At 64.3% G+C, this 21,219-nt stretch carries 17 protein-coding genes and 1 riboswitch; of the genes, 13 read left to right on the top strand and 4 right to left on the bottom strand.

Annotated elements, in window-relative coordinates; translation table 11 throughout:
* Positions 1 to 15 precede the first annotated feature (15 nt).
* From lpdA to FJV43_RS36925, 3 genes are all read left to right on the top strand, one after another.
* Positions 16 to 1,437: a dihydrolipoyl dehydrogenase gene (gene lpdA / locus FJV43_RS36935; RefSeq protein ID WP_239623773.1), complete on the top strand. Its 1,422-nt coding sequence runs from the start codon at positions 16 to 18 to the stop codon at positions 1,435 to 1,437.
* A gap of 142 nt (positions 1,438 to 1,579) precedes the next feature.
* Complete coding sequence (locus FJV43_RS36930; RefSeq protein WP_239623772.1) at positions 1,580 to 2,821, top strand: threonine synthase; 1,242 nt, start codon at positions 1,580 to 1,582, stop codon at positions 2,819 to 2,821.
* 188 nt (positions 2,822 to 3,009) lie between these two features.
* Positions 3,010 to 3,981, top strand: a complete 972-nt coding sequence (locus FJV43_RS36925) for a tripartite tricarboxylate transporter substrate binding protein BugD (protein WP_239623771.1) — start codon at positions 3,010 to 3,012, stop codon at positions 3,979 to 3,981.
* 9 nt (positions 3,982 to 3,990) lie between these two features.
* Here FJV43_RS36925 and FJV43_RS36920 read toward each other — a convergent pair whose 3' ends face one another.
* The 3 genes from FJV43_RS36920 to FJV43_RS36910 all read right to left on the bottom strand — a co-directional run bounded on the left by FJV43_RS36920 (position 3,991) and on the right by FJV43_RS36910 (position 7,129).
* Positions 3,991 to 4,377 (bottom strand): response regulator, encoded by a 387-nt coding sequence (locus FJV43_RS36920; protein ID WP_239623770.1) that lies wholly within the window; start codon positions 4,375 to 4,377, stop codon positions 3,991 to 3,993.
* 95 nt (positions 4,378 to 4,472) lie between these two features.
* The gene (locus tag FJV43_RS36915; RefSeq protein WP_239623769.1) at positions 4,473 to 5,147 is read right to left on the bottom strand and encodes a response regulator transcription factor; all 675 of its coding nucleotides are present in this window, start codon (positions 5,145 to 5,147) and stop codon (positions 4,473 to 4,475) included.
* Positions 5,144 to 7,129: a PAS domain S-box protein gene (locus tag FJV43_RS36910; RefSeq protein WP_239623768.1), complete on the bottom strand. Its 1,986-nt coding sequence runs from the start codon at positions 7,127 to 7,129 to the stop codon at positions 5,144 to 5,146. Before FJV43_RS36910 ends, FJV43_RS36915 begins: the two co-directional genes overlap by 4 nt.
* 1,067 nt (positions 7,130 to 8,196) lie before the next feature.
* Here FJV43_RS36910 and FJV43_RS36905 point away from each other — a divergent pair.
* Positions 8,197 to 8,385 carry a hypothetical protein gene (locus FJV43_RS36905; RefSeq protein WP_239623767.1) on the top strand — a complete coding sequence of 63 codons (189 nt, stop codon included), beginning with the start codon at positions 8,197 to 8,199 and terminating at the stop codon, positions 8,383 to 8,385.
* Positions 8,382 to 8,744, top strand: coding sequence for a hypothetical protein (locus FJV43_RS36900; RefSeq protein WP_239623766.1), 363 nt, complete (start codon positions 8,382 to 8,384; stop codon positions 8,742 to 8,744). Before FJV43_RS36905 ends, FJV43_RS36900 begins: the two co-directional genes overlap by 4 nt.
* Before the next feature lie 75 nt (positions 8,745 to 8,819).
* Here FJV43_RS36900 and FJV43_RS36895 read toward each other — a convergent pair whose 3' ends face one another.
* Positions 8,820 to 11,009, bottom strand: coding sequence for a transglycosylase SLT domain-containing protein (locus FJV43_RS36895; protein WP_239623765.1), 2,190 nt, complete (start codon positions 11,007 to 11,009; stop codon positions 8,820 to 8,822).
* A 322-nt stretch (positions 11,010 to 11,331) separates the two neighbouring features.
* Between FJV43_RS36895 and FJV43_RS36890 the strand changes: the two genes are divergently transcribed.
* From FJV43_RS36890 to FJV43_RS36855, 8 genes are all read left to right on the top strand, one after another.
* Positions 11,332 to 13,068: an adenylate/guanylate cyclase domain-containing protein gene (locus FJV43_RS36890; RefSeq protein WP_239623764.1), complete on the top strand. Its 1,737-nt coding sequence runs from the start codon at positions 11,332 to 11,334 to the stop codon at positions 13,066 to 13,068.
* Positions 13,069 to 13,170: 102 nt separating this feature from the next.
* The gene (locus FJV43_RS36885) at positions 13,171 to 13,347 is read left to right on the top strand and encodes a hypothetical protein (RefSeq protein ID WP_162832022.1); all 177 of its coding nucleotides are present in this window, start codon (positions 13,171 to 13,173) and stop codon (positions 13,345 to 13,347) included.
* Between the two features lie 154 nt (positions 13,348 to 13,501).
* Positions 13,502 to 13,717 (top strand): hypothetical protein, encoded by a 216-nt coding sequence (locus tag FJV43_RS36880; protein WP_239623763.1) that lies wholly within the window; start codon positions 13,502 to 13,504, stop codon positions 13,715 to 13,717.
* A 252-nt stretch (positions 13,718 to 13,969) separates the two neighbouring features.
* A complete protein-coding gene (locus FJV43_RS36875; RefSeq protein WP_061881804.1) occupies positions 13,970 to 14,227 on the top strand; it encodes a hypothetical protein in 258 nt (85 codons plus the stop codon).
* Between the two features lie 93 nt (positions 14,228 to 14,320).
* A riboswitch (cobalamin riboswitch) is annotated at positions 14,321 to 14,535 on the top strand.
* Between the two features lie 113 nt (positions 14,536 to 14,648).
* Complete coding sequence (locus tag FJV43_RS36870) at positions 14,649 to 16,877, top strand: TonB-dependent receptor (RefSeq protein WP_239623762.1); 2,229 nt, start codon at positions 14,649 to 14,651, stop codon at positions 16,875 to 16,877.
* A 61-nt stretch (positions 16,878 to 16,938) separates the two neighbouring features.
* Complete coding sequence (locus FJV43_RS36865; protein WP_239623761.1) at positions 16,939 to 17,520, top strand: hypothetical protein; 582 nt, start codon at positions 16,939 to 16,941, stop codon at positions 17,518 to 17,520.
* 1,151 nt (positions 17,521 to 18,671) lie between these two features.
* Positions 18,672 to 20,393, top strand: coding sequence for a dihydroxy-acid dehydratase (ilvD, locus tag FJV43_RS36860; protein WP_239623760.1), 1,722 nt, complete (start codon positions 18,672 to 18,674; stop codon positions 20,391 to 20,393).
* Positions 20,380 to 21,207, top strand: coding sequence for a tetratricopeptide repeat protein (locus tag FJV43_RS36855; RefSeq protein WP_239623759.1), 828 nt, complete (start codon positions 20,380 to 20,382; stop codon positions 21,205 to 21,207). The genes ilvD and FJV43_RS36855 overlap by 14 nt, the downstream gene beginning before the upstream one ends.
* The last annotated feature ends 12 nt before the right edge of the window (positions 21,208 to 21,219 follow it).

Here is a 21,219-nt window from a genome sequence, read left to right as displayed (position 1 = left end):
TGAACGGGAGCCGCTATGGCCGACACATCCTTCGACATCATCATCATCGGCTCCGGTCCCGGCGGCTACGTCACCGCGATCCGTGCCGCGCAACTCGGCCTCAAGACGGCAATCGTCGAAAAATCCTATCTCGGCGGCATCTGTCTGAACTGGGGCTGCATTCCGACCAAGGCGCTGCTGCGCTCGGCCGAGATTTATCACTACATGCAGCACGCCAAGGATTACGGCCTGTCGGCGGAGAAGGTCTCGTTCGATCCGAAGGCCGTGGTGCAGCGCTCGCGCGGCGTCTCCAAGCGCCTCAACGACGGCGTCGGCTTCCTCATGAAGAAGAACAAGGTCAGCGTGATCTGGGGCGCGGCCTCGATCGACGCGCCCGGCAAGGTCACCGTGAAGAAGTCCGATGTCGAGGCCCCCAAGGGGGCGTTGGGCGAGGGCACCTACCAGGCCAAGCACATCATCGTCGCGACCGGTGCGCGGCCGCGCGTGCTGCCCGGCCTCGAGCCCGACAAGAAGCTGGTCTGGACCTATTTCGAGGCGATGGTGCCGGAGCGGATGCCGAAGTCGTTGCTGGTGGTCGGCTCCGGCGCGATCGGCATCGAGTTTGCCTCCTTCTTCCACACCATGGGCTCCGACGTCACCGTGGTCGAGGTGCTGCCGCAGATCCTGCCAGTCGAGGATGCCGAGATCGCCGGTCTGGCGCGCAAGCGTCTGGAGAAGCAGGGCATCAAGATCATGACCTCGACCAAGGTGACCAAGCTGGAGAAGAAGGCCGACAGCGTCGTCGCCACCATCGACGACGGCAAGGGCAAGCCCGTCGCCACCGAGTTCGAGCGCGTGATCTCGGCGGTCGGCGTCGTCGGCAACATCGAGAACATCGGCCTCGAAAAGCTCGGCGTGAAGACCGACCGCGGCATCGTCGTCGTCGACGGCTACGGCAAGACCAACATCCCCGGCATCTATGCCATCGGCGACGTTGCCGGCCCTCCGATGCTCGCACACAAGGCCGAGCATGAAGGCGTGATCTGCGTCGAGGCGATCAAGGGCCTCAACCCGCACCCCATGGACAAGAACATGATCCCGGGCTGCACCTATTGTCATCCGCAGGTGGCGTCCGTGGGCCTCACCGAAGCCAAGGCGAAAGAGAACGGCCGCGAGATCCGCGTCGGCCGTTTCCCCTTCGTCGGCAACGGCAAGGCCATCGCGCTCGGCGAGGACCAGGGCTTGGTCAAGGTGATCTTCGACAAGAAGACCGGTCAGCTCCTCGGCGCCCACATGGTCGGCGCGGAGGTCACCGAGCTGATCCAGGGCTACGTCGTCGCCATGAACCTGGAGACCACGGAAGAAGAGCTCATGCACACGGTCTTCCCGCATCCGACGCTGTCGGAGATGATGAAGGAAGCCGTGCTGGATGCGTATGGAAGGGTGCTGAATATTTGACGGGCTCATCGTCGCCCACCGCCGTCATTGCGAGCGCAGCGAAGCAATCCAGACAGCCCTGCGGAAAGATTCTGGATTGCTTCGCTGCGCTCGCAATGACGAGCAGAGAGAACCGATTGCAGAATAAGAAGGAAATCAACCCATGCACGACAACGACAACCTCACCATCGAACGCCCCACTTTCGTCACCCATCTCGAATGCGCGATGGAGGGCGATCATTACGCCGCCGACCAGGTCCACAACCTCTCCAAGGCCGGCAAGCCGCTTCTTGTCCGCTACGACCTCGCCGGCGTGAAGAAGGCGCTGACGAAGGATGCGCTGGCCCAGCGCCCCGGCGATATGTGGCGCTACCGCGAGCTGCTGCCGGTGCGCAAATGCGAGGACATCGTTTCGCTCGGCGAGGTCACGACGCCGCTGATCCGGCTGCCGAAGCTCGGGAAAAAGCTCGGGGGCGGCGAGATCATCGTGAAGGACGAGGGACGGCTGCCGACCGGCTCGTTCAAGGCACGCGGGCTCGTGATGGCGGTTTCGATGGGCAAGGCGCTCGGCATCAAGCACATGGCGATGCCGACCAACGGCAATGCCGGCGCGGCGCTCGCCGCTTATGCGACGTCCTGCGGCATCAAGACCACGATCTTCTGCCCGGCCGACACGCCCGAGGTGAATGTCAGCGAGATCGAGCTGCAGGGCGCGACCGTCTACCGCGTCAACGGCTATATCGACGATTGCGGCAAGATCGTCGGCGAGGGTAAGGCGAAGGTCGGCTGGTTCGACACCTCGACGCTGAAGGAGCCGTACCGCATCGAAGGCAAGAAGACGATGGGCCTCGAGCTCGCCGAGCAGCTCGGCTGGGACGTGCCCGATGTGATCTTCTATCCCACCGGCGGCGGCACCGGCCTGATCGGCATGTGGAAGGCTTTCGACGAGCTCGAGAAGATCGGCTTCATCGGAAGCAAGCGTCCGCGCATGGTTGCGGTGCAGGCCTCGGGCTGCGCGCCGATGGTGCGCGCATACGAAGCCGGGACCGAGCACGCTACGCGCTGGGAGGACGCTCACACCATTGCCTCGGGCATCCGCGTGCCGCAGGCGATCGGCGATTTCCTGATCCTGCGCGCGGTGCGGAAGAGCAAGGGTTTTGCGATCGCCGTCGACGACGACAAGATCTCGTCGGCGCTGAACGAGGTTGCGCGCGAGGAGGGGCTGCTGCTCTGTCCCGAGGGCGCCGCCACCTACGCCGCCTACAAGCAGAGCCTCGCCGACGGCCGCGTCAGCAAGACCGATCGCGTGATGCTGTTCAACTGCGCGACCGGCCTGAAGTACCCGCTGCCGCCGGTCACCCGCACGCTCGACCGCCACAAGCCGATCGATTACGCGCAGTTCTAAAGCATGATCCGGAAAAGTGCGCAGCGGTTTTCCGAAAAGATCATGCTTCAACAACGATCTAAAGCGCGATGACGATTCATCCTAATCGCATCGCGCTCTAGCGCGGTGCCAGACTACGAATGATCCCTCTTCCCGTACGCGGGCGGAGGGCCAAAAAGAACAACAACGACATCGCTGGGGAGAAGACAATGAAGAAGGCCGCTTGGGCTGCGCTGATTGCTATTCTCGCTGTGACCGGCGCCGCGCGCGCCGACGACTATCCCTCACGTCCCATCACCGTCATCGTGCCCTTCGCGGCCGGCGGACCGTCGGATGCGATGGCGCGAGTCCTCGCTGACCGGATGCGGGTGACGTTGGGGCAGCCCGTGGTGATCGAGAATGTCACCGGCGCGGGCGGTTCGATCGGCGTCGGCCGCGCCGTGCAATCGCCGCCGGACGGCTACACCATCTCCTTCGGCCACCTCGGCACCCACGTCGCCAACGGTGCCGTCTACAAGCTCAAATACGATCTCGTCGCCGACCTCGAGCCGGTGGTGCTGTTGCCGAGCAATCCGATGATCGTCGTCAGCAAGAACGCGGTACCTGCGACCTCGCTGAAGGAGCTGTTGGACTGGCTGAAGTCGCGGCCGTCGCCGCCGACCGCAGGCACCGCCGGCGCGGGCTCCGGCAGCCATATCGCGGGCGTCTATCTCGAGAACGTCTCCGGCATCAAGCTGCAATACGTGCCGTATCGCGGCACCGCGCCCGCGCTGAACGACCTCATCGCCGGCCAGATCGACCTCATCGTCGACCAGACCTCCAACTCCATCAACCAGGTCCGCGCCGGCACCATCCGCGCCTATGCCGTCACCGACGACAAGCGCCTGCGCTCGGCGCCCGACATTCCGACCGCGGAGGAGGCGGGCCTGAAAGGCTTCAACATGACGCTGTGGTCGGGCATGTGGGTTCCGAAGGGCACGCCGAAGGAGATCGTGACCAAGCTCAATGCAGCCGCCGTCGAAGCGCTGAACGATCCCGGAGTGAGGAAGCAGCTCGAAAGCCAGGGACTGGAGATGACGCCCAAGGATCAGCTCACGCCCGAAGCGCTCGGCACCCGCCAGAAGGCCGAGATCGCAAAATGGTGGCCGATGATCAAGGCGGCGAACATCAAGGTGGATTGAAGCTGGCGCTCACTGCAAGGTTTCGTGACCTGCCGCCAGCGCACGGTCCAGGCACTGCATCAGATCCGAGGCGGCGAACGGCTTGCCGAGAAAACAGATTGCCCCGGCTTTGAGGGCACGCACCCGCACGCTCTCGTCCGGGAAGGCTGTGATGAAGATGAACGGCGTCGCCGAACCATGCGCGCGCATCTGCGTCAACAGATCGATTCCCGTCATCAGCGGCATCTGCACGTCGGCGATCACACACGAGGTGCCATTCGAATCGGACGACCTCAAAAACTCCTCGGCTGAGGCGAATGTGTGGACGACGTACCCGCGCGATTCCAGGAGATTGTTGATAGCGGCCCGCACGTAAGGGTCGTCGTCAAGCACCGAAATGACCGAAGCCGCTGACAAGACGTCCGCTCCCCACCCGGCATCACGCTCGCCGTCGCCACGGCTATACATAAACCGATAAGGTGGACCTGCCGGTTGCGATTGGAAACTCATACTTAGGTTTGTGCGTCGGGCTTGTTGGACCCTATCCCGATCGCCTCGCTCATTCTCACCAGATCGGCCAGCGACTTCGCGCCCATTTTCCGCATGATCTGGCCGCGATAGATCTTGACGGTGATTTCTGCCAATCCGAGCTGGGCGGCCACTTGCTTGTTCATCAGGCCGGCCGTCACCAGTGACAATACGTCTCGCTCCCGCGGAGAGAGTGACTCGAAGCGGGATCTCACGGTCGAGACCGTCCTGTTGAGGTCGCGGCGCTTGCGGTCTCTCTCGATCGCGGCCTGGACTGCGTCCAGGATGTCCTGGTCGCGGACCGGCTTGGTCAGGAAGTCGATCGCGCCGCTCTTCATGGCCCGAACCGTCATGGGAATATCACCGTAACCGGTAATGAAGATGATAGGCGTGTGGATATTCGCCTTGGCAAGATCGGATTGAAGGTCAAGGCCGCTGGCTCCGGGAAGGCGGATGTCGAGCACGAGGCAACTGGGGACTTCCGGCGGCTTGGCGTGGAGGAGTTGTGGTGCCGAGCCGAATGCTTCGACCTTGAGGCCGACCGACTCGAATAAATTGGTGAGCGCACGGCGCATGGACGCGTCGTCATCGACGATGAAGACAATTGGCTGATCGCCGTCCTCCTTCTGCGGTGGCGGAGGTTCCCCGCGCTCGGTCACGAAGTTTCCTCTCGATGGAGGGGCAAGGTGATCTGAAAAGTCGCGCCGTGCTCCTGGTTGGGTGCGGCGAAAAGCCGTCCACCATGCGCCTCGATGATGGATCGACAGATCGACAGCCCCATGCCCATGCCGGTGGACTTCGTGGTGAAGAACGGCGTGAACAGGCGGTCTATCGCCTGTTCACTGATGCCGCCCCCGCAGTCGGAAACGCTCACCAGCACCGCGTCATCGCCGCTCGCCGCTGAACGGATCGCCAGCTCGCGCGGGCGATCATGGACGTCTTCCATGGCCTCGATCCCGTTCATGATCAGGTTGATCAGGACCTGTTGCAATTGGATTCGATCGCCGAATATTTTCGGCAGTGCCGACGACAGCTCCATTCGCACCGACACGGCGTGGCTGGCCATCTCACGCTGAACCAGCGCCACCGACTCCCGTACGACGACATTGGCGTCGAGCGGAGCCATGTCGATGTCGGAGCGCTTGGCGAGCGCTCGAACGCGACGGATCACATCGCTGGCACGCGTGCCATCCTCGATGATCCACTCGACGGAGCGGCCGGCCGCTTGGAGGTCGGGCGGACTGCGCTGCAGCCAGGCGAGGCAGGCGTCGGCGTTTGCGATCACAGCGGCGAGCGGCTGATTGATTTCGTGGGCAATGGAAGCGGTCAGCTCACCCAGAGTCGTGACACGCGTCACATGGGCGAGCTCGGCCTGGGCCTTGCGCAGTGCGTCTTCGGCCTGATTGGCCCGGATGGCCGCGGTTACGTCAGTGCAGACGCCGCGATAGCCCAGAAAAGCGCCGTCGGCGTCGAAGAACGGCTTGCCGCTGGTCCGGACGTAGATCGGCTGCCCGTTGCGATCCTTGCTGCGATACACCAGGTCGCGGAAGGGGACGTGGGCGTCGAGCGCCGCTCGGTGTTGCTGCCATTTCTCGGGTTCGAGATCGGCGTCAGGAGCGATATCCCAGCGCGTGAGTCCGATCAGGCCGGCGGGAGCGGTGATGGTATCAGAGTGCTCCGATACTTGGGTGACGCGATGGTCTGGCCCTGTTTCCCAGAACCAGTCAGAGGCGGTTTCAGCATAGTCGCGGAAGCGCTGCTCGCTCGCGCGCAGTCTGCGCTCTGCCTCTTTGGTCGCCGTGATGTCGGTCACTGATCCCACGAACTCCACGCACCCGTTCGAATCCCGCATCGCGCGGGCCACCGCCCGGACGTACTTGATGGAGCCGTCGGGCATCACGAGCCGGTATTCGTGATCGTAATCCTTTCCCTCTCGTGCGGCCCGAGCCGTGGTCTGTTGCACCGCGAGCCGGTCGTCCGGGTGGATCCGCTGGAGCATGAACGGGATATTCGGCTTGGTTCCCTCGTCGCACTGGAAGATGCGATAGGTCTCCTTGGACCAGGTGATCTCGCGGGTTGCGGCCTTCCATCCGAAACTGCCGGTGTGGCTCAGTTCCTGCGCCTGGGCGAGATAAGCCTCGCTCTGTCGCAGCGCATTCTCGGCTTCCTTGCGCTCGGTGATGTTCTCGCAGGCGACCAGGACGATTGGTCCACCATCGCCCCGCAGCATGGTCTTGGCATTCTCGCGCACCCATAGCACCGAGCCGTCCTTGCGTATCTTCCGGATCTCCCAGGTGTGAGACTGGTCGACGGTCTCAAGGCACAGCGTGACACACGCGCGGACGAAGTCGCGATCCTCCTCGAAGAAGACATCCAGCACCGATCGGCCGATCAGCTCCGCGGCGGCATAGCCCAGTTGCGCGGCGCCGAACGTGTTCACGTTGATCACGGTTCCGGCCGGATCGACCATGAAGTACATGACCGGGGTGTGCTCGAACACTTGCTGCCACTGCTTGACCGCCTCGAGCAAGTCGTCACCATCGGGCTCGCTGCGCGGCTTGGCGGTGACGGTTTGCCTTACGCAGCCGGCGAGGAATTGCGCGGCTGACTTCCCGAATGTCGCTGCTCGGCCAGGCTTCATCGCAGACGCTCCCGGCGCTCTCTGCGTGAATACGAGTAGAGCACGTTGCAGCGAGACGAGCAATTCCCGCCAAGGTCGGATGGGCAGTCATCACGTACGCCTGTGACTTGACCGCTGCCGTCCTGTCCAGGGCGGCGCATTGCGTATGCCATGCCGGCAAGTTTTTCACGGTGACCGTGCGGCCGGAGCATCGTGCGCCGTCTCGTTGCACATGAGCCGGCGGGGAGCTCCCCGGGCGAGTACGGACAAACCTAGGTATAGCTCCTCCATTCCTAGTCATATCGGTCATTTACCTCCGTACAATTGAGCGTCTCGTGCCCTGAGGAATAGCCTCATGACCATCGGGCGTATCGCAGCGAGCGCACGAGAACCGAAGGAAACGAACTGGCAAAGCGCGAGCAAGGGAGGAAGACGACAATGTGCGTGACATCGGTGCTTCCTGAGCGTGGCCGATCCGAGTCCGAATGTTGCTCTTCAGACAATGGCTGTGCGGTGTGTGGCGGCAAGTTTGGTCTGATCCGCTACTATTCCTGGCGCACCGCGCTCTGCTCCAAGAAGTGTGTCGATCGCTTCCGCACACGCCGCGAGCGCGATCACCGGTGGTTGTTCCGGGTTCAGGCCGCGTGAGGCCGAATTAGAGAGCTGACATCGTCCGAGGATCTGATCCGGGAGCGAACGTTGAACCGTTCATGCAGGCTGTTGTGCTCGATGGTTCTTCTCGGCTCCACCGCGACGGTCCGGGCACAGGAGGCGGGACACGATGCCGTACATCGCCGGCACCCACCCCAGGACCAGGCGCTGCACGAGAAATTCTATTCGACCTGGCACATGCCGGATAATCCGAGCGTCAGTTGTTGCAACAGTGCTGACTGCTATCCGACCGATATCAAATACATCGACGACCAGATCTATGCCCGGCGCCGGGAGGACGGGAGATACATTCTGATTCCACCGCAAAAGGTGGAGCGAAACAGGGACAATCCGGACGGCCGAAACCATCTTTGCGCTCCGCCACCCACACTGTCGCCGCTGGATAGCGTTTACTGCTTCGCTTTGGGAGGTGCCACATGAGATTCGCGTTCGTGCTGGTGAACGGCCGGACCCCGTTCCGGCAGGCCTGGTGCATGCAGTGCTGCGAGCCGATCAGCGATAGCTATCTCCGCGAGATCACGACCCGTCTGCCTTACTGCGATCATCAGTGCTACGCGCTGTTCTGCGAGACGCTTGCGAAAGATCGCATGAGGGCGGCTTCATGAAATTCATGGTGGTCAATCACGAGCCCCCGTTGTGCGCGGCCACGTGCAGCACCTGCTCGCGGTCGATCCGGTCCGGCTATGTCCGGCATGTGCGGACGCAGCGCCTCTATTGTGACTACGATTGCTACCGGCGCGGTGAACTCGTGACGCTGCTCACGCAATGGTCGGTGCCAGGGCGCAACTTGCCGGCCTCCGGGAACGTCGAGGTCGCCGCTCGCAACGCGATCGAGATGTTTGCGGTCCTGGGTGCCGTCTTCTGCTGGAGCTACACGATCCACGCCTGGACCTTCGCAAGAACCTTGACCGGCGCCTACTTGTACGGTCGCGATCCGATCACGATGGAAGGAGGTGACACCTAGCTACGCGACGGCGCTCGCGTGGAAGCCGCAGCGACGCAACCTGGCAGGCGCCGTGTCCAGCCCCGGCGACGTCGCCTAGGGAGCGGGCGCTGCGGCCGCCACGGGTGCCGTTGCGCCGGCCTCCTGCGTGACGACGCGCTGGTCGCTCTTGCCGGCGACCATGCCGCTACCCTCGAACCTTGTGCGGTAGACCAGCACATTCTCCATCACGCGCTGGACGTAGTTGCGGGTTTCCGACAGCGGGATGCGCTCGACCCAGTCGACCGGATCGACATTGGGGTCCCTGGGATCGCCGCGCGACTGCACCCATTCGCGCACGCGGCCACGGCCGGCATTGTAGCCGGCGAAGGTCATGATCTGGTTGCCGCGGTATTCCGAAAAGAGCGCACTGAGCTCGGCCGCGCCCATCTGCGTGTTGTAGACGGGGTCGGAGACCATCTTGCCCCAGTCATAGGTCAGGCCGAAGCGCTTGGCGGTGTCGCGGCCCGCTTCCGGCGTCACCTGCATCAGCCCGACCGCGTTGGCATGGGACTTGTCGCGCTGGTCGAACGAGCTTTCGGTGCGCGCCACCGAATAGATCACGCTGGTCTCGATCGCGGGCGCGACCTGCTTGTGCTCGGGGATGCCGATGGTGGGGAAAGCGTAGTGGTCGAGCGCGAGCCCGCGCGCCAGCGCCGTCTTGCCGACCTCCAGCATCACGCGCGCATCGTTGCGCCGGCGGGCAACCTCGCCGAGGGCTTCGAGTGCTGCGACATCGCTGCTCTCCTTGGCGAAGTCCTCGGCATAATAGAACACCATGCTGCGCTCGCCGATGGCGTAGAGCATGTCGGCCGCGCGCACGCGCTCGTCCTCGGGGGGCGTGTCGGCCGAGGCAAGCACAGGCGAGGGCGGACGCAGCTCGATCCGGTCGAGGCCCAGCTTTGCGCGGGCGAGCTGGCCGTAATAGGCGGTATGATAGCGTGCCGCCGCCCGATAGCTCATGCGCGCATCGGCCATGGCGCCCATGGCTTCGGCGGCGCGGCCGCGCCAGTAATGGGCGCGCGACAGCGCGATCGGATTGGACGAGCCCTCGTCGATGGCGGCGAAGTGCACCATGGCCGCTTCGGGATCATCGAGGAAGCGTAGCGCGATCCAGCCGCACATGAAGTGATAGTCGACGCGATAGACTTCCTTTTCCGGCACCGCGGCCGTGCGCACCACGTCGTAGGCGGTCTTGAACTTGCCCTGGTCGAGCAGCTTGCGTGCGAGCATGCGGCGCTCGCGCCACCACGCATCGGTGTCCTGGGCGGGCATCATGCCGGGCGCAGCGGCCAGGATCACCTCGGCCGCGTCGTCGATGCGGTCGTTCTGAAGATGCCACTGGGCGCGGCACAGCACATAGCCGAGATCGCGGCGCGCTTCGGCCGGCACGTCCTCGAGATAGTCCTTGGCCTTGCTCTCCTTGCCGGTGACCGCGGCACAGGCTTTGACGATCGCGAGCTCATCCTCGCCGAGCCGTTTGGCGGCGCGCCTCGCGCCTGCGTAATCCTTGGCGCCGAGCCGCTTGTCCATGCGCGCGCGGTGATCGTCCGTGGACAGAAGGTCGCGAAACGCCTCGTAGGACTCCTCCTCGCTACGCTCGGACAATTCGTCGGCGCGCCAGGCTTCGCGCACGAACCGGGCTGCCCTGTCGGTGTCGCCTTCAGCCCGCAATACGCGGGCGAGCGCAAACTTGCCCTTGGCGCTGGTCGGCCGGTCCATCGTGAACTTGTGCACGGTGGCGGCGTCGGCCTTCTCCTGCCACAGCCGCGCCTCGGCACGGCGGCGGAGCAGGGCGCTGCTCGGCCAGTCCGGATTGGCGGCGAGGAAAGCGGCATAGCGCTTGAAATTCGCCGTGCTCTCGGAATGGCGCAGCATGAACCAGTCGGCCAGTTTCTGTCCGGCGGGATCGGCGATGCGGTCGCGCGCCGCGCTCGCGTCATCCGTCTTGCCCTTGCGCGCAAGATCGATGGCGTCCTTCAGCGCGGCGAGGTCGCCGGTCAGCGGCGGCGGTGCCGGCCTGTCCGCGGGCTCGTCGACCGTCTTCTTCGACTTGCGCCTCGCCTCGGCATGCTTGCCGTGCCGCGCCTTGCCGGCGGAGGCATGGCGATGCTTGCCGGCTTTCGCCTCATGCGTCTTCTTCGGCGCGGCCGATTTGTGGCTGCTTTTCGCGGCCAGTTCCGTGGGAAGGAGGGCCATCGCGGCCACGGCAACGAAACACGCGAGCGAGCGTAGGCACTGGTTCATTCGATGGTCCCCCCCTGCGAAACCACACTACAAACCAAGGTCCGCGACGACATGCGGCTTGAGAATCAAGATACCGAACGATGCCCAGGCATCGTCCCGCGTTCCTCAAGCTGTCGCAACAATGCGGCGAAAAGCGGATGCGCGGCGGGAACTTCCGCAAAGGAGAAAAGAGCAGGACTGTTAACCTTCGTTAACGACCGGGCTCGCGCGACGGTTGCATGGTACAGGACGCCAGGAGGGCCAAGATTGCGCGTGTTCCCGCAACCAGTCCGGTGTATGCAGTTCCCTCGTTCCGTCCTTTTGGCCTTTGCATTCCGCACCTATGCCGATTTTCAACCAGTCGATCCGGCGCAAGATCGTCGGCATCGCCCTCGGATTGATCGTCCTGATGCTGGTCACCTCGATCCTGTCGATGGTGATGTCCAGCCAGGTCGGCATCCTGCTCGACGAACTGACCAACCGTTACATCCCGGCCTACAGCCATCTGGCGCGCGCCAACATTCGCTCGCTGGAGCGGGCGCTGGCGCTGCGGCGGATGGTCATGACCCGGATGGAGGCGCCGTCGGATGAGGAGGCCTATGCGGCGCGCCTTCGCGAATTCGAGGAATCGGACCGCAGGATCGAGGAGGAGGCCGAGGCCGCGCGCAAGCTGATCAACGCGATCATCGACGACCCCAGGACGTATTCCGACAATGCCGCGCTGGCGCGAATCGATATCCGCATCGACACCGCCGTTACCGAGCTGCGCCGCGACTTGAGCGAGAGCCATGCGAAGCTCCTCAAGCAGGTCGACGCCAGACAGATGACCGAGGCGCGCGGCACGCTGGAACACATCGACGTGCTGCGCGACCAGTTCAACCGGAAGATCGATACGATCCGCGGCGATATGCTGGCGCAGGTCTTCTTCTCGACGTCGCAGGTGATCAGCCGCCAGCATCAGACGATCATCGTTTCGGGTGTCGTGACATTGCTCGCGGCAATCGTCGGATTTGCCTTTGCGCTGCTGGTGTCCAGCGGCATCACGCGTCCGGTACGGCTGCTGCTGGCCGGCGCCCGCGAGGTCGAGGCGGGCCGGTTCGACAAGCCCATCGCCGTCTCGACGCAGGACGAGATCGGCGAACTCGCCGCGGCCTTCAATCGCATGATCGAGCAGTTGCGGCACAACGAGCGCATCCGGGAGACCTTTGGCCGCTACATCGACCCCAAGGTGGTGCAGGGACTGATCGAGCGGCCGGAGGTCGCCATCGACGGCGAGCGCCGGGTCATGACCATCATGTTCTGCGACATGAGCGGCTTCACCTCCATGAGCGAGGGCATGACCCCGCGTGGCCTCGTCAAGGTGATGAACCACTATTTCACCTTGATGTCCGGCCCCATCAGGAGCAATCGCGGCGTCATCGACAAATACATCGGCGACGCCATCATGTCCTATTGGGGACCGCCCTTCGTCGAAGAGGACGCGCAGGCCCTGCTCGCCGGCCTTGCCGCCATCGAGATGGCCGACCAGGTGCCCGCGCTGCAGAAGCAGCTGCCCGATCTGCTCGGTATCCGCGCCATGCCCGCGCCGTGCGATCTGCGGATCGGCATCGCCACCGGCGAGGTCCTGACCGGCAGCATCGGCTCCGAGCTGATGATGAGCTTTACCGTGATGGGCGACGCCGTGAATCTCGCCTCGCGGCTGGAGGCCGTCAACAAGGTCTACGGCACCCGCATCCTGGTCTCGCAGGCGACTGCGGACGCGATTGGATCTCGCCTCGAATTGCGCGAGATCGACCGTCTTGCGGTCGCGGGCCAAAGCGCGCCGCAGGCGATCTTCGAGGTGATGGCGCGACCGGGCGCACTCACCGATGCGCAAGTCAGCCTGCGCACGCACTACGTCGATGGTCTCGCCGCGTATCGTGCCCGGCGCTTCGACGACGCACGTGCTGCCTTCAACGCGGCGCTCGAGGCGGTCCCCGGCGACGGTCCCTCGCGCACGATGCTCGGCCGCATCGCGCAGTTCGCGGCCAATCCGCCGGATGCCGCTTGGGACGGCGCCTGGCGACTCGAGCAGAAATAGGCTGCCGCGGAATAATTGATGCTACCCCATAACGATGTTCGCCGTGACCTATTTCCCGGATTTAGGTTAGCTGTCCTTGTGGCGTTTGACGGGGACACGCCGATGACAGAACTTCAGGACAGGTTGGAACGGTTCGAGACGCTCACCGCCGAATGCGAACTGATCGCCAAGCTCGCCACCGACAGCACCAAGCGCGAGTTCTATCTGAGGCTCGGGGAACAGTATCGCCAGCTGGCGGTGGATATTCGGCAGGCGATCGCGACCACGGCTGCGGCCTGAGGCCGGCTGAAATCCGTTCTTAACATTTAGCGCGCATTCTCGCAGCACGCGGGCATCGCCGATCGGCGGTGGCTCGTGGTGGGAAGGCCGGGGTTCGTTGCAATGCAGCGCACCTCGCGAGTGTCATCGTGCTGTGCCTGACAGGGCAAGTCCCATGCGCCTCGTTGCCGTGATCATATTCGCGCTCATGACGGCGGCCTGCGACCAGGAGCGGGACATCACCGGCTCGACGACGCCGAGCTGTCCGATACGAAACTACAGCAGCTACAATCCACGCGACATGAACCAGTGCGTCAACGCCTGCAGATCGTGCGATCGCGGCACCACGGTCACCTGCACGACATCCTGCACCCTCAAGGGGGCTCGCTGAACGGATTACCTTCTGCCTTGCGAGGCGCGGCTCCCCATCGTCCTCGCCGTCTCGACCTGATAGGGTTGGTCGGAGCAGGGGGACATCGGATGAAATTCGCAAGCCTTGAAATCGACAACGCCGGAGGTCTCGTGGGAACGGCGAGCAGCGCGCAGGCGTCCAGCGAACGTGGCGTTGACGGTGCCGAGGCACCGGAACGATTCACATAGGATAGTCATTGGAAGCAGTGGGCAGGACGCGGAGTCCAATGGAATGGGTATGCTCGATCCTGGCCGGTTCCTGGTATCGTGCTCGCATTGCGATGCCTGGCCGATGGCCGCCAACGTGAAACGTTCAAGCTGGTCGGCATCCCCGCATGAGGTCCGTTTCGTCTGCACGCGCTGCCGGCGCGAAGAGACCGCGATCGTCTCGGCGTCCGGCGAACTGACGCCGATCAAGCGCCTCGACGCTCCGCCGCGGGATGTCGCTGTCGCCTGGGCTCAGGCCCAGCGCCCGCGGGGGCGAACGTAGGCGGCGCAGGGCATTGCTCGATTCGTTGTGGAGCCGGCCGATCGCGTCTGCGCCAAGATGCCAGCGGTCGATTGACTCCCGGCCTGGACGCCCCGTAGATTGGCCGCTGACGGTTCTCCTCATGGAGATCAAAAGGGAACGTGGTGCGAGATGTCCCATGGTCGGGATCTTCTCAATGCCATGGCTGCCCCCGCAACTGTAAGCGGTGAATCTCTCGTCCTATGCCACTGGGAATCTCGGTCCTGGGAAGGCGACGCAGAGGTAACGACCCGCGAGCCAGGAGACCTGCCGTCAGCCGTGGTCACACGCGAAGATGTCGGTCGGGGAGTACAGACATTAGCTTTGCCGGAGCCATCGATCGCTCCGCCGTAAGGCCTCGTTCGCTGTGACGTGCCACTGACGTCATGCCGAGGTTATAATTGTGTCCCGTATTGTCACTGCCGCCAGGCGCTGCCGCGCCGGCATCGTTGCGGCTGTTTCGCTGTATTCGCTCGATCTCTCCATCGCCCACGCCCAGCAGTCCGTCGCCGAGCAGCTGCCGCCGGTCGAAGTGACCAGATCCGACGATCAGAACCGTACGCGTGCCAGGGCGATCGGCGATGGCGAGGCGGGGCGGCGCCGAGCGGCGCCGGACGGGGCGCGGAGTGGGACCGGCTCGTCCGGCTCGGGCAACGAGGCCGCCGCCGGCAATGGCGGTATCGTCGGCGCGGCTACGACCGTCATTACGGCTGCGGACATCGCTCATGCGCCGTCGCAGACGCTGGCCGAGATCATCGCGACGCAAGTGCCGGGCGCCCAGATCACGACGTTCTATGGCGGCCAGATCGGTGCCAAGACCAGTGTCGACCTCCGCGGCTTCGGTGCCTTCGCCACGGCCAACACGCTGGTGCTGGTCAACGGACGGCGGCTGAACGACATCGATATGGCGCAGGTGGACCTCTCCACCATCCCGCTCAATGCCATCGAGCGCATCGAGATCACGCGCGGCAATTCCGGTGCGGTGCTGTATGGCGACAATGCGGTCGGCGGCGTCATCAACATCGTCACCAAGAACGGCGTCGGCGGCCCGCCCGTGACCGCGCGCATCGAGGCCGGTTTCGGCTCGTTCAATACCAGGCTCGGCAACGTCTCGGCCGCGATCAATTCCGGTCCGTGGTCGACCTCGTTCTACGGCAATGCCGTCAGGACCGACGGCTATCGCGACAACAATCGCTACTCCCAGGAGAATGGCGTCGGCAATCTGAACTACACGACGCCGGGCCTGACCGCCTTCCTGACCGTCACCGCTGACAATCAGGAGCTGCGACTGCCGGGCGGCCGTACCGTCGATCCCTCCATCGGCGTCGACGAGCTCGCGACCAGCCGGCGAGGGACCAGCACGCCCTTCAACTACGCCAATCAGCAGGGTTTTGGCGCGACCGCGGGCTTCACGAAAACCCTTGTCAACGGCGTCGATCTCATCGTCGACGGCGGCGTGCGCGACAAGAAGCAGCAGAGTGCGTTCTTCTCGAGCCCGGCGCCGGTCCCGGCTTTCTTCACGTCGACCTATGTCGATGCTGACCTTGCGACATGGTCGATCACGCCGCGGCTCAGCGTGAAGAGCCTTCTGCTCGGAATGCCGTCGCAGCTGCTGACCGGCGTCGACTACTACGATGCGAGCTTTCAGCAGAACCGCGGCGCCGGCCAGGGTCTCGCTCCCTGGCACAATTACGATCTCAGGCAGCGGACGGTTGCGGGCTATGTCCAGCACACGCTCGGCGTCGCGCCAGCGACCGATATCTCCTACGGCGCCCGGGTGCAGAACACCAATCTCTCGGCGCGTGACAATTTCGACCCGGCGGCTCCGTTCAACGCCGACATCGGCGCGCTCCCGCTCGGGAGCGACGAGACGCAATATGCGCTGCACCTCGGTGCGGAGCATCGCCTCAATGACACCGTCGCGCTGTTCGGCCGGGTTGCGCGCGCCTTCCGCACGCCTGATGTCGACGAGCGGGTGTCGTCGGGCCCTTCATTCGACCCGTTCTTCAATCCGCTCCCGCAGACGTTCCAGCTCAAGACCCAGACCTCGCAGGACATCGAGGGTGGGCTGCGCATCAGAGGAGGCGGACTGCAGATGCAGAGCAGCCTCTATCTGATGGACCTCGCCAACGAGATCCATTTCAATCCGATCCTGTTCTACAACACCAATCTGGATCCGACCCGCCGCTACGGCTCGGAGACCAGCGTCTCCTATCGCATCAACGACGCCCTGCTGGTGCGCTCCGGCATGGCCTATACACGGGCCGTCTTCCGCGAAGGCGTCTGGGCGGGCAACGACGTGCCGCTGGTGTCGCGCTACGCCGCGAGTGCGGGCCTCACCTGGAACATCTGGCAGAACTATCTGGTGCTGGACGCCACCGCGCGCTTCTGGAGCGAGCGTCGCATGGACAACGACCAGGCCGGAACCCAGAAGCCGATTCCCGCCAACGGCACGATCGACCTGAAGCTCAGCGGCCAATATGAGCGCTACTTCTGGTCGCTCAGCATCAACAATGTGCTGAATGCGCTCTACTACGACTACGCCGTCGCAAGCACCTTCACGGACGGTCGCTTCAGCGCCTATCCGCTGCCCGGTCGCACCTATCTGCTGAAGGCCGGCGCCACGTTTTGATTTCAATGGGGCTGTCACGGGCCCCCAAATGGACTAGAACTCGAAGAGAAGGAGATCACTTATGGCTCTCAATATCCTGCCGTCCGGCGGCGACGGTTTCCGCCTCCATCCGGTGGCGCCGCGTGTCGCGCCGATGTTCGGCTTCGCGCTGCTGACGGTGTCGTGCGCGCTCGCAAGTTTTGCGTTCGCCTGTGCGACGCCGTTTGCGGCCTTCGCCGTGGTCGCGGCCGCGATGCTGCCGCTGCGTCCGGCGCTGCTCGTCGTCACCGGTGCCTGGCTCGTGAACCAGAGCATCGGTTTCGGCGCGCTGCACTATCCCATCGATGGCAGCACCATCGCCTGGGGATTCGTCATCGGCGCGGCTGCGCTGCTGGCGACCGCAGTGGCGTCGGCCGTGCTCCGCATGCTGCCGCAGCGCCGCACGATGCTGATGCTGGCGCTCACGCTCGTCGCCGCCTATGCGGCCTACGAGCTCGCGCTGCTCGCCGCGACGCCGTTCCTGGGCGGAGAGGCCGCCTTCACCGCAGCCATCGTCACGCGCATCGGGCTGACCAATTTCGCCTGGCTCGCCGGCCTCGTCGCCGTCTGCGAGGTCGTGCGCCTGCTCGATCCGTTCGGGCGCAAGGGAGTGATGTCGGCCTGAGCAGTCCTCTCGTCGCCCCGATGGAGCGCAGCGAAATCCGGGACAAATCGTTCCATAGCGCGACACCTCCCCGGACTACGCTTCCGCGCCATCCGGGTTGCGTCGCCGCGCCTGTGTCGCCCCCTGTCAATCCGCTCGCGCGAAAATATTCCAATTTACCGAAATTCGGATTTGTCGTATGTGTCGCCCATCCCGGCTCATCCTTGAGGGGCGATCATGAGGTCGTCATTGTCGCGAGCCGGGCTTGCGGTGGACGCGGCAGCGTCGTGCACGAGAGGTGAAGGGCCGGGCGGATTGCTCTCCGTGAGCCCGAAACTGCGTGTGGACGAGCGGCGCTGTCAGGTTCGTCGTGCCAGCATTTCGGCGGCAAAGTGCACAACGCCGTCGAACCCTGTGGCGCCAACGAACCGCGCGTACGGCAAAACCGTGTGGTCCTGGCCGTCGTTGCTACGGTCAAGCTCTTGCGGAGGCGGCAGTCGCGTCAACCGGCGCGGCGCCGGTGGATTTCGCGAGAGTGAGGGAGGCCAGAACGAACTCGGCTCCCGGGAGAGCACGGCATAAGCCGTCCGACCATCGCGCAGGGAAGGCCGTGTGTTGGGCTTCACCTGTATGCTGCTGTGCGGTTTTCTGCGTGTGCTCTATGCGCAGCAGACCGCGGGTGCGAGCCGGCACCCGGCCTTCCCTGCGGCCCTCTTGGCTCGAGAGGGTGGAGCGACGAAGCAAAGCTCGGGTTGAATCAGCCGCGAGAACGCGACGGCGTGCCTGCAATTTCAAATGCGCGGCGAGGCTGCGATGCCCAAGCCGACTCAGCCGCCAGGGTGCGTTGTTCTCGGGGCCGAAATGGGCGCACTGCGTCCGTCGCAAAATCTGAAGTTGTCAGATGGCTCCTCGGCGGAGGTATCGAAGTAGCCTTATCCGTGTCTTCTACGCCACGATTGTTGTGTCTTCGCAACACTCATGCCGCATTTAACCTTCACCATCGGCGGTTCGCGTCGTCGCCGCTTTTTGGCCACACCCGAACATGAATAAAATCACTCTAATGTTTTAAGGCAGTGGCGGTCTTCGAAGGCGACGAGAAAGTCCCAAGGTCGATTCAAATCTTGGCTCTGATTTTTCGGGTCTGAAAGGGTTGGCCGGGGAAAATGGTTGCGATGGTCGCAAAGATTGACAAGCAGAGGCTGCCGAGCCGTCACGTGACGGAAGGCCCTGCGCGTGCGCCCCATCGGTCCTACTTCTACGCCATGGGGCTGACCACCGATCAGATCCACCAGCCTTTCGTCGGCGTCGCCTCCTGCTGGAACGAGGCCGCTCCCTGCAACATCGCGCTGATGCGCCAGGCCCAGGCGGTGAAGAAGGGCGTGGCGTCGGCCGGCGGCACGCCGCGCGAATTCTGCACCATCACCGTCACCGATGGCATCGCCATGGGCCATGACGGCATGCGCTCCTCGCTGCCGTCGCGGGAATGCATCGCCGACTCGGTCGAGCTGACGGTGCGTGGTCACGCCTATGACGCTCTGGTCGGCCTTGCCGGCTGCGACAAGTCGCTGCCGGGCATGATGATGGCGATGGTCCGCCTCAACGTGCCCTCGATCTTCATCTATGGCGGCTCGATCCTGCCCGGCAATTTCCGCGGGCAGCAGGTCACCGTGCAGGACATGTTCGAGGCGGTCGGCAAGCACTCGGTCGGCGCCATGTCGGACGAGGACCTCGACGAGATCGAGCGTGTGGCCTGCCCGTCGGCGGGCGCTTGCGGCGCGCAGTTCACCGCCAACACCATGGCGACCGTTTCCGAGGCGATCGGCCTCGCTTTGCCGTACTCGGCCGGTGCCCCGGCACCCTACGAAATTCGCGACGCGTTCTGCATGACCGCGGGCGAGAAGGTGATGGACCTGATCGCTCAGAACATCCGGCCGCGCGACATCGTCACCCGCAAGGCGCTGGAGAATGCCGCTGCCGTGGTTGCAGCCTCTGGCGGCTCGACCAATGCTGCGCTGCACCTGCCGGCGATCGCACACGAGGTTGGCATCAAGTTCGACCTGTTCGACGTCGCTGAAATCTTCAAAAAGACACCTTATGTCGCGGATTTGAAGCCAGGCGGCCGTTATGTCGCCAAAGACATGTTTGAAGTAGGTGGCATACCGCTTCTGATGAAGACGCTGCTCGACAATGGCTTCCTGCACGGTGATTGCCTTACCGTCACGGGCCGCACGATCGCCGAAAACCTCAAGAGCGTGAAATGGAATCCGCACCAGGACGTGGTGCACCCGGCAGACAAGCCCATCACCGTGACAGGCGGTGTGGTCGGTCTGAAGGGCAATTTGGCGCCAGAAGGTGCGATCGTGAAAGTCGCGGGAATGTCCAACCTCAGGTTTACCGGTCCGGCCAGGTGCTTCGACCGTGAGGAGGATGCGTTTGAGGCGGTCCAGAACCGCACCTACCGCGAAGGCGAAGTCATCGTGATCCGCTACGAGGGGCCGAAGGGCGGCCCCGGCATGCGGGAAATGCTCCAGACCACAGCTGCGCTGACCGGCCAGGGCATGGGCGGCAAGATCGCGCTCATCACCGACGGCCGCTTCTCCGGCGCCACCCGCGGCTTCTGCATCGGCCATGTCGGGCCGGAGGCCGCCATCGGCGGCCCGATCGGGCTGCTCGAGGACGGCGACGTCATCGAGATCGACGCGGTCGCCGGTACCCTTAACGTAAAATTGAGCGACGCCGAGCTCGCCCAGCGCAAGACCAAATGGAGCGCTCGCGCGACTAACCATACGTCGGGTGTGCTCTGGAAATATGCTCAGCAGGTCGGACCGGCGGTCGGTGGGGCGGTAACCCATCCAGGCGGCGCGCACGAGAAACAGTGCTATGCGGACATCTAGGCGTGCGATAGTTGCGTTTGTGTTGGGGGCGGCTGCGCTGGCCGCGCCGGCGCTCGCCTTCGACGGCGCGCCGGTCAACCCCAAGGACGCGGCCATCCCGGTCGTAACCACCTTGCCCGGCGCCGCAGGCGCCGTGCGCACCAAGGTTCCGCCGGCAGTCGCAACCCAGGAAACCTCGCTCAGCGCGCTGCAATATGCCGCCGAGGGTGGCCACCCCATCGCGCAGTGGAAGCTCGGCCGCATGTACGCCAACGGCGACGGCGTCGCCCAGGACGATTTGCGTGCCTTCGAATATTTCAGCCGGATCGCCAACGCGCATGCTGAGGACAGCCCGTCGGCGCCGCAGGCGCAGATCGTGGCCAATGCCTTCGTCGCGCTCGGCCGCTATTATCTCAGCGGCATCCCGAACTCGAAGATCAAGTCGGACCCGGAGCGGGCGCGGGAGATGTTCTCCTATGCGGCCTCCTATTTCGGCAACGCCGACGCGCAATACGATCTCGCGCGGCTGTACCTGAAGACCCCGGACGCCTCGCGCGAGGATTTCCGCTATGGCGCGCGCTGGCTCGGCCTCGCCGCGCAGAAGGGCCAGCACCAGGCGCAGGCGCTGCTCGGCCAGATGCTGTTCAACGGCGACCGCCTGCCGCGCCAGGCCGCGCGCGGCCTGATGTGGCTGACCCTGGCGCGCGACAGCGCCGGCGCCGAGGAGACCTGGATCAAGGAAAGCTACAACCGCGCCTTCGCCAAGGCCTCCGACGACGACCGCGCCATGTGCCTGCAAATGCTGGAGCAGTGGGTGCAGGGCCGCCGGGACTAGGTTAGGTCCCGT

Source organism: Bradyrhizobium sp. I71, from assembly GCF_022354745.1.
GTDB classification, from domain to species: domain Bacteria; phylum Pseudomonadota; class Alphaproteobacteria; order Rhizobiales; family Xanthobacteraceae; genus Bradyrhizobium; species Bradyrhizobium liaoningense.
This window is presented reverse-complemented; position numbering and strand designations above follow the sequence as displayed.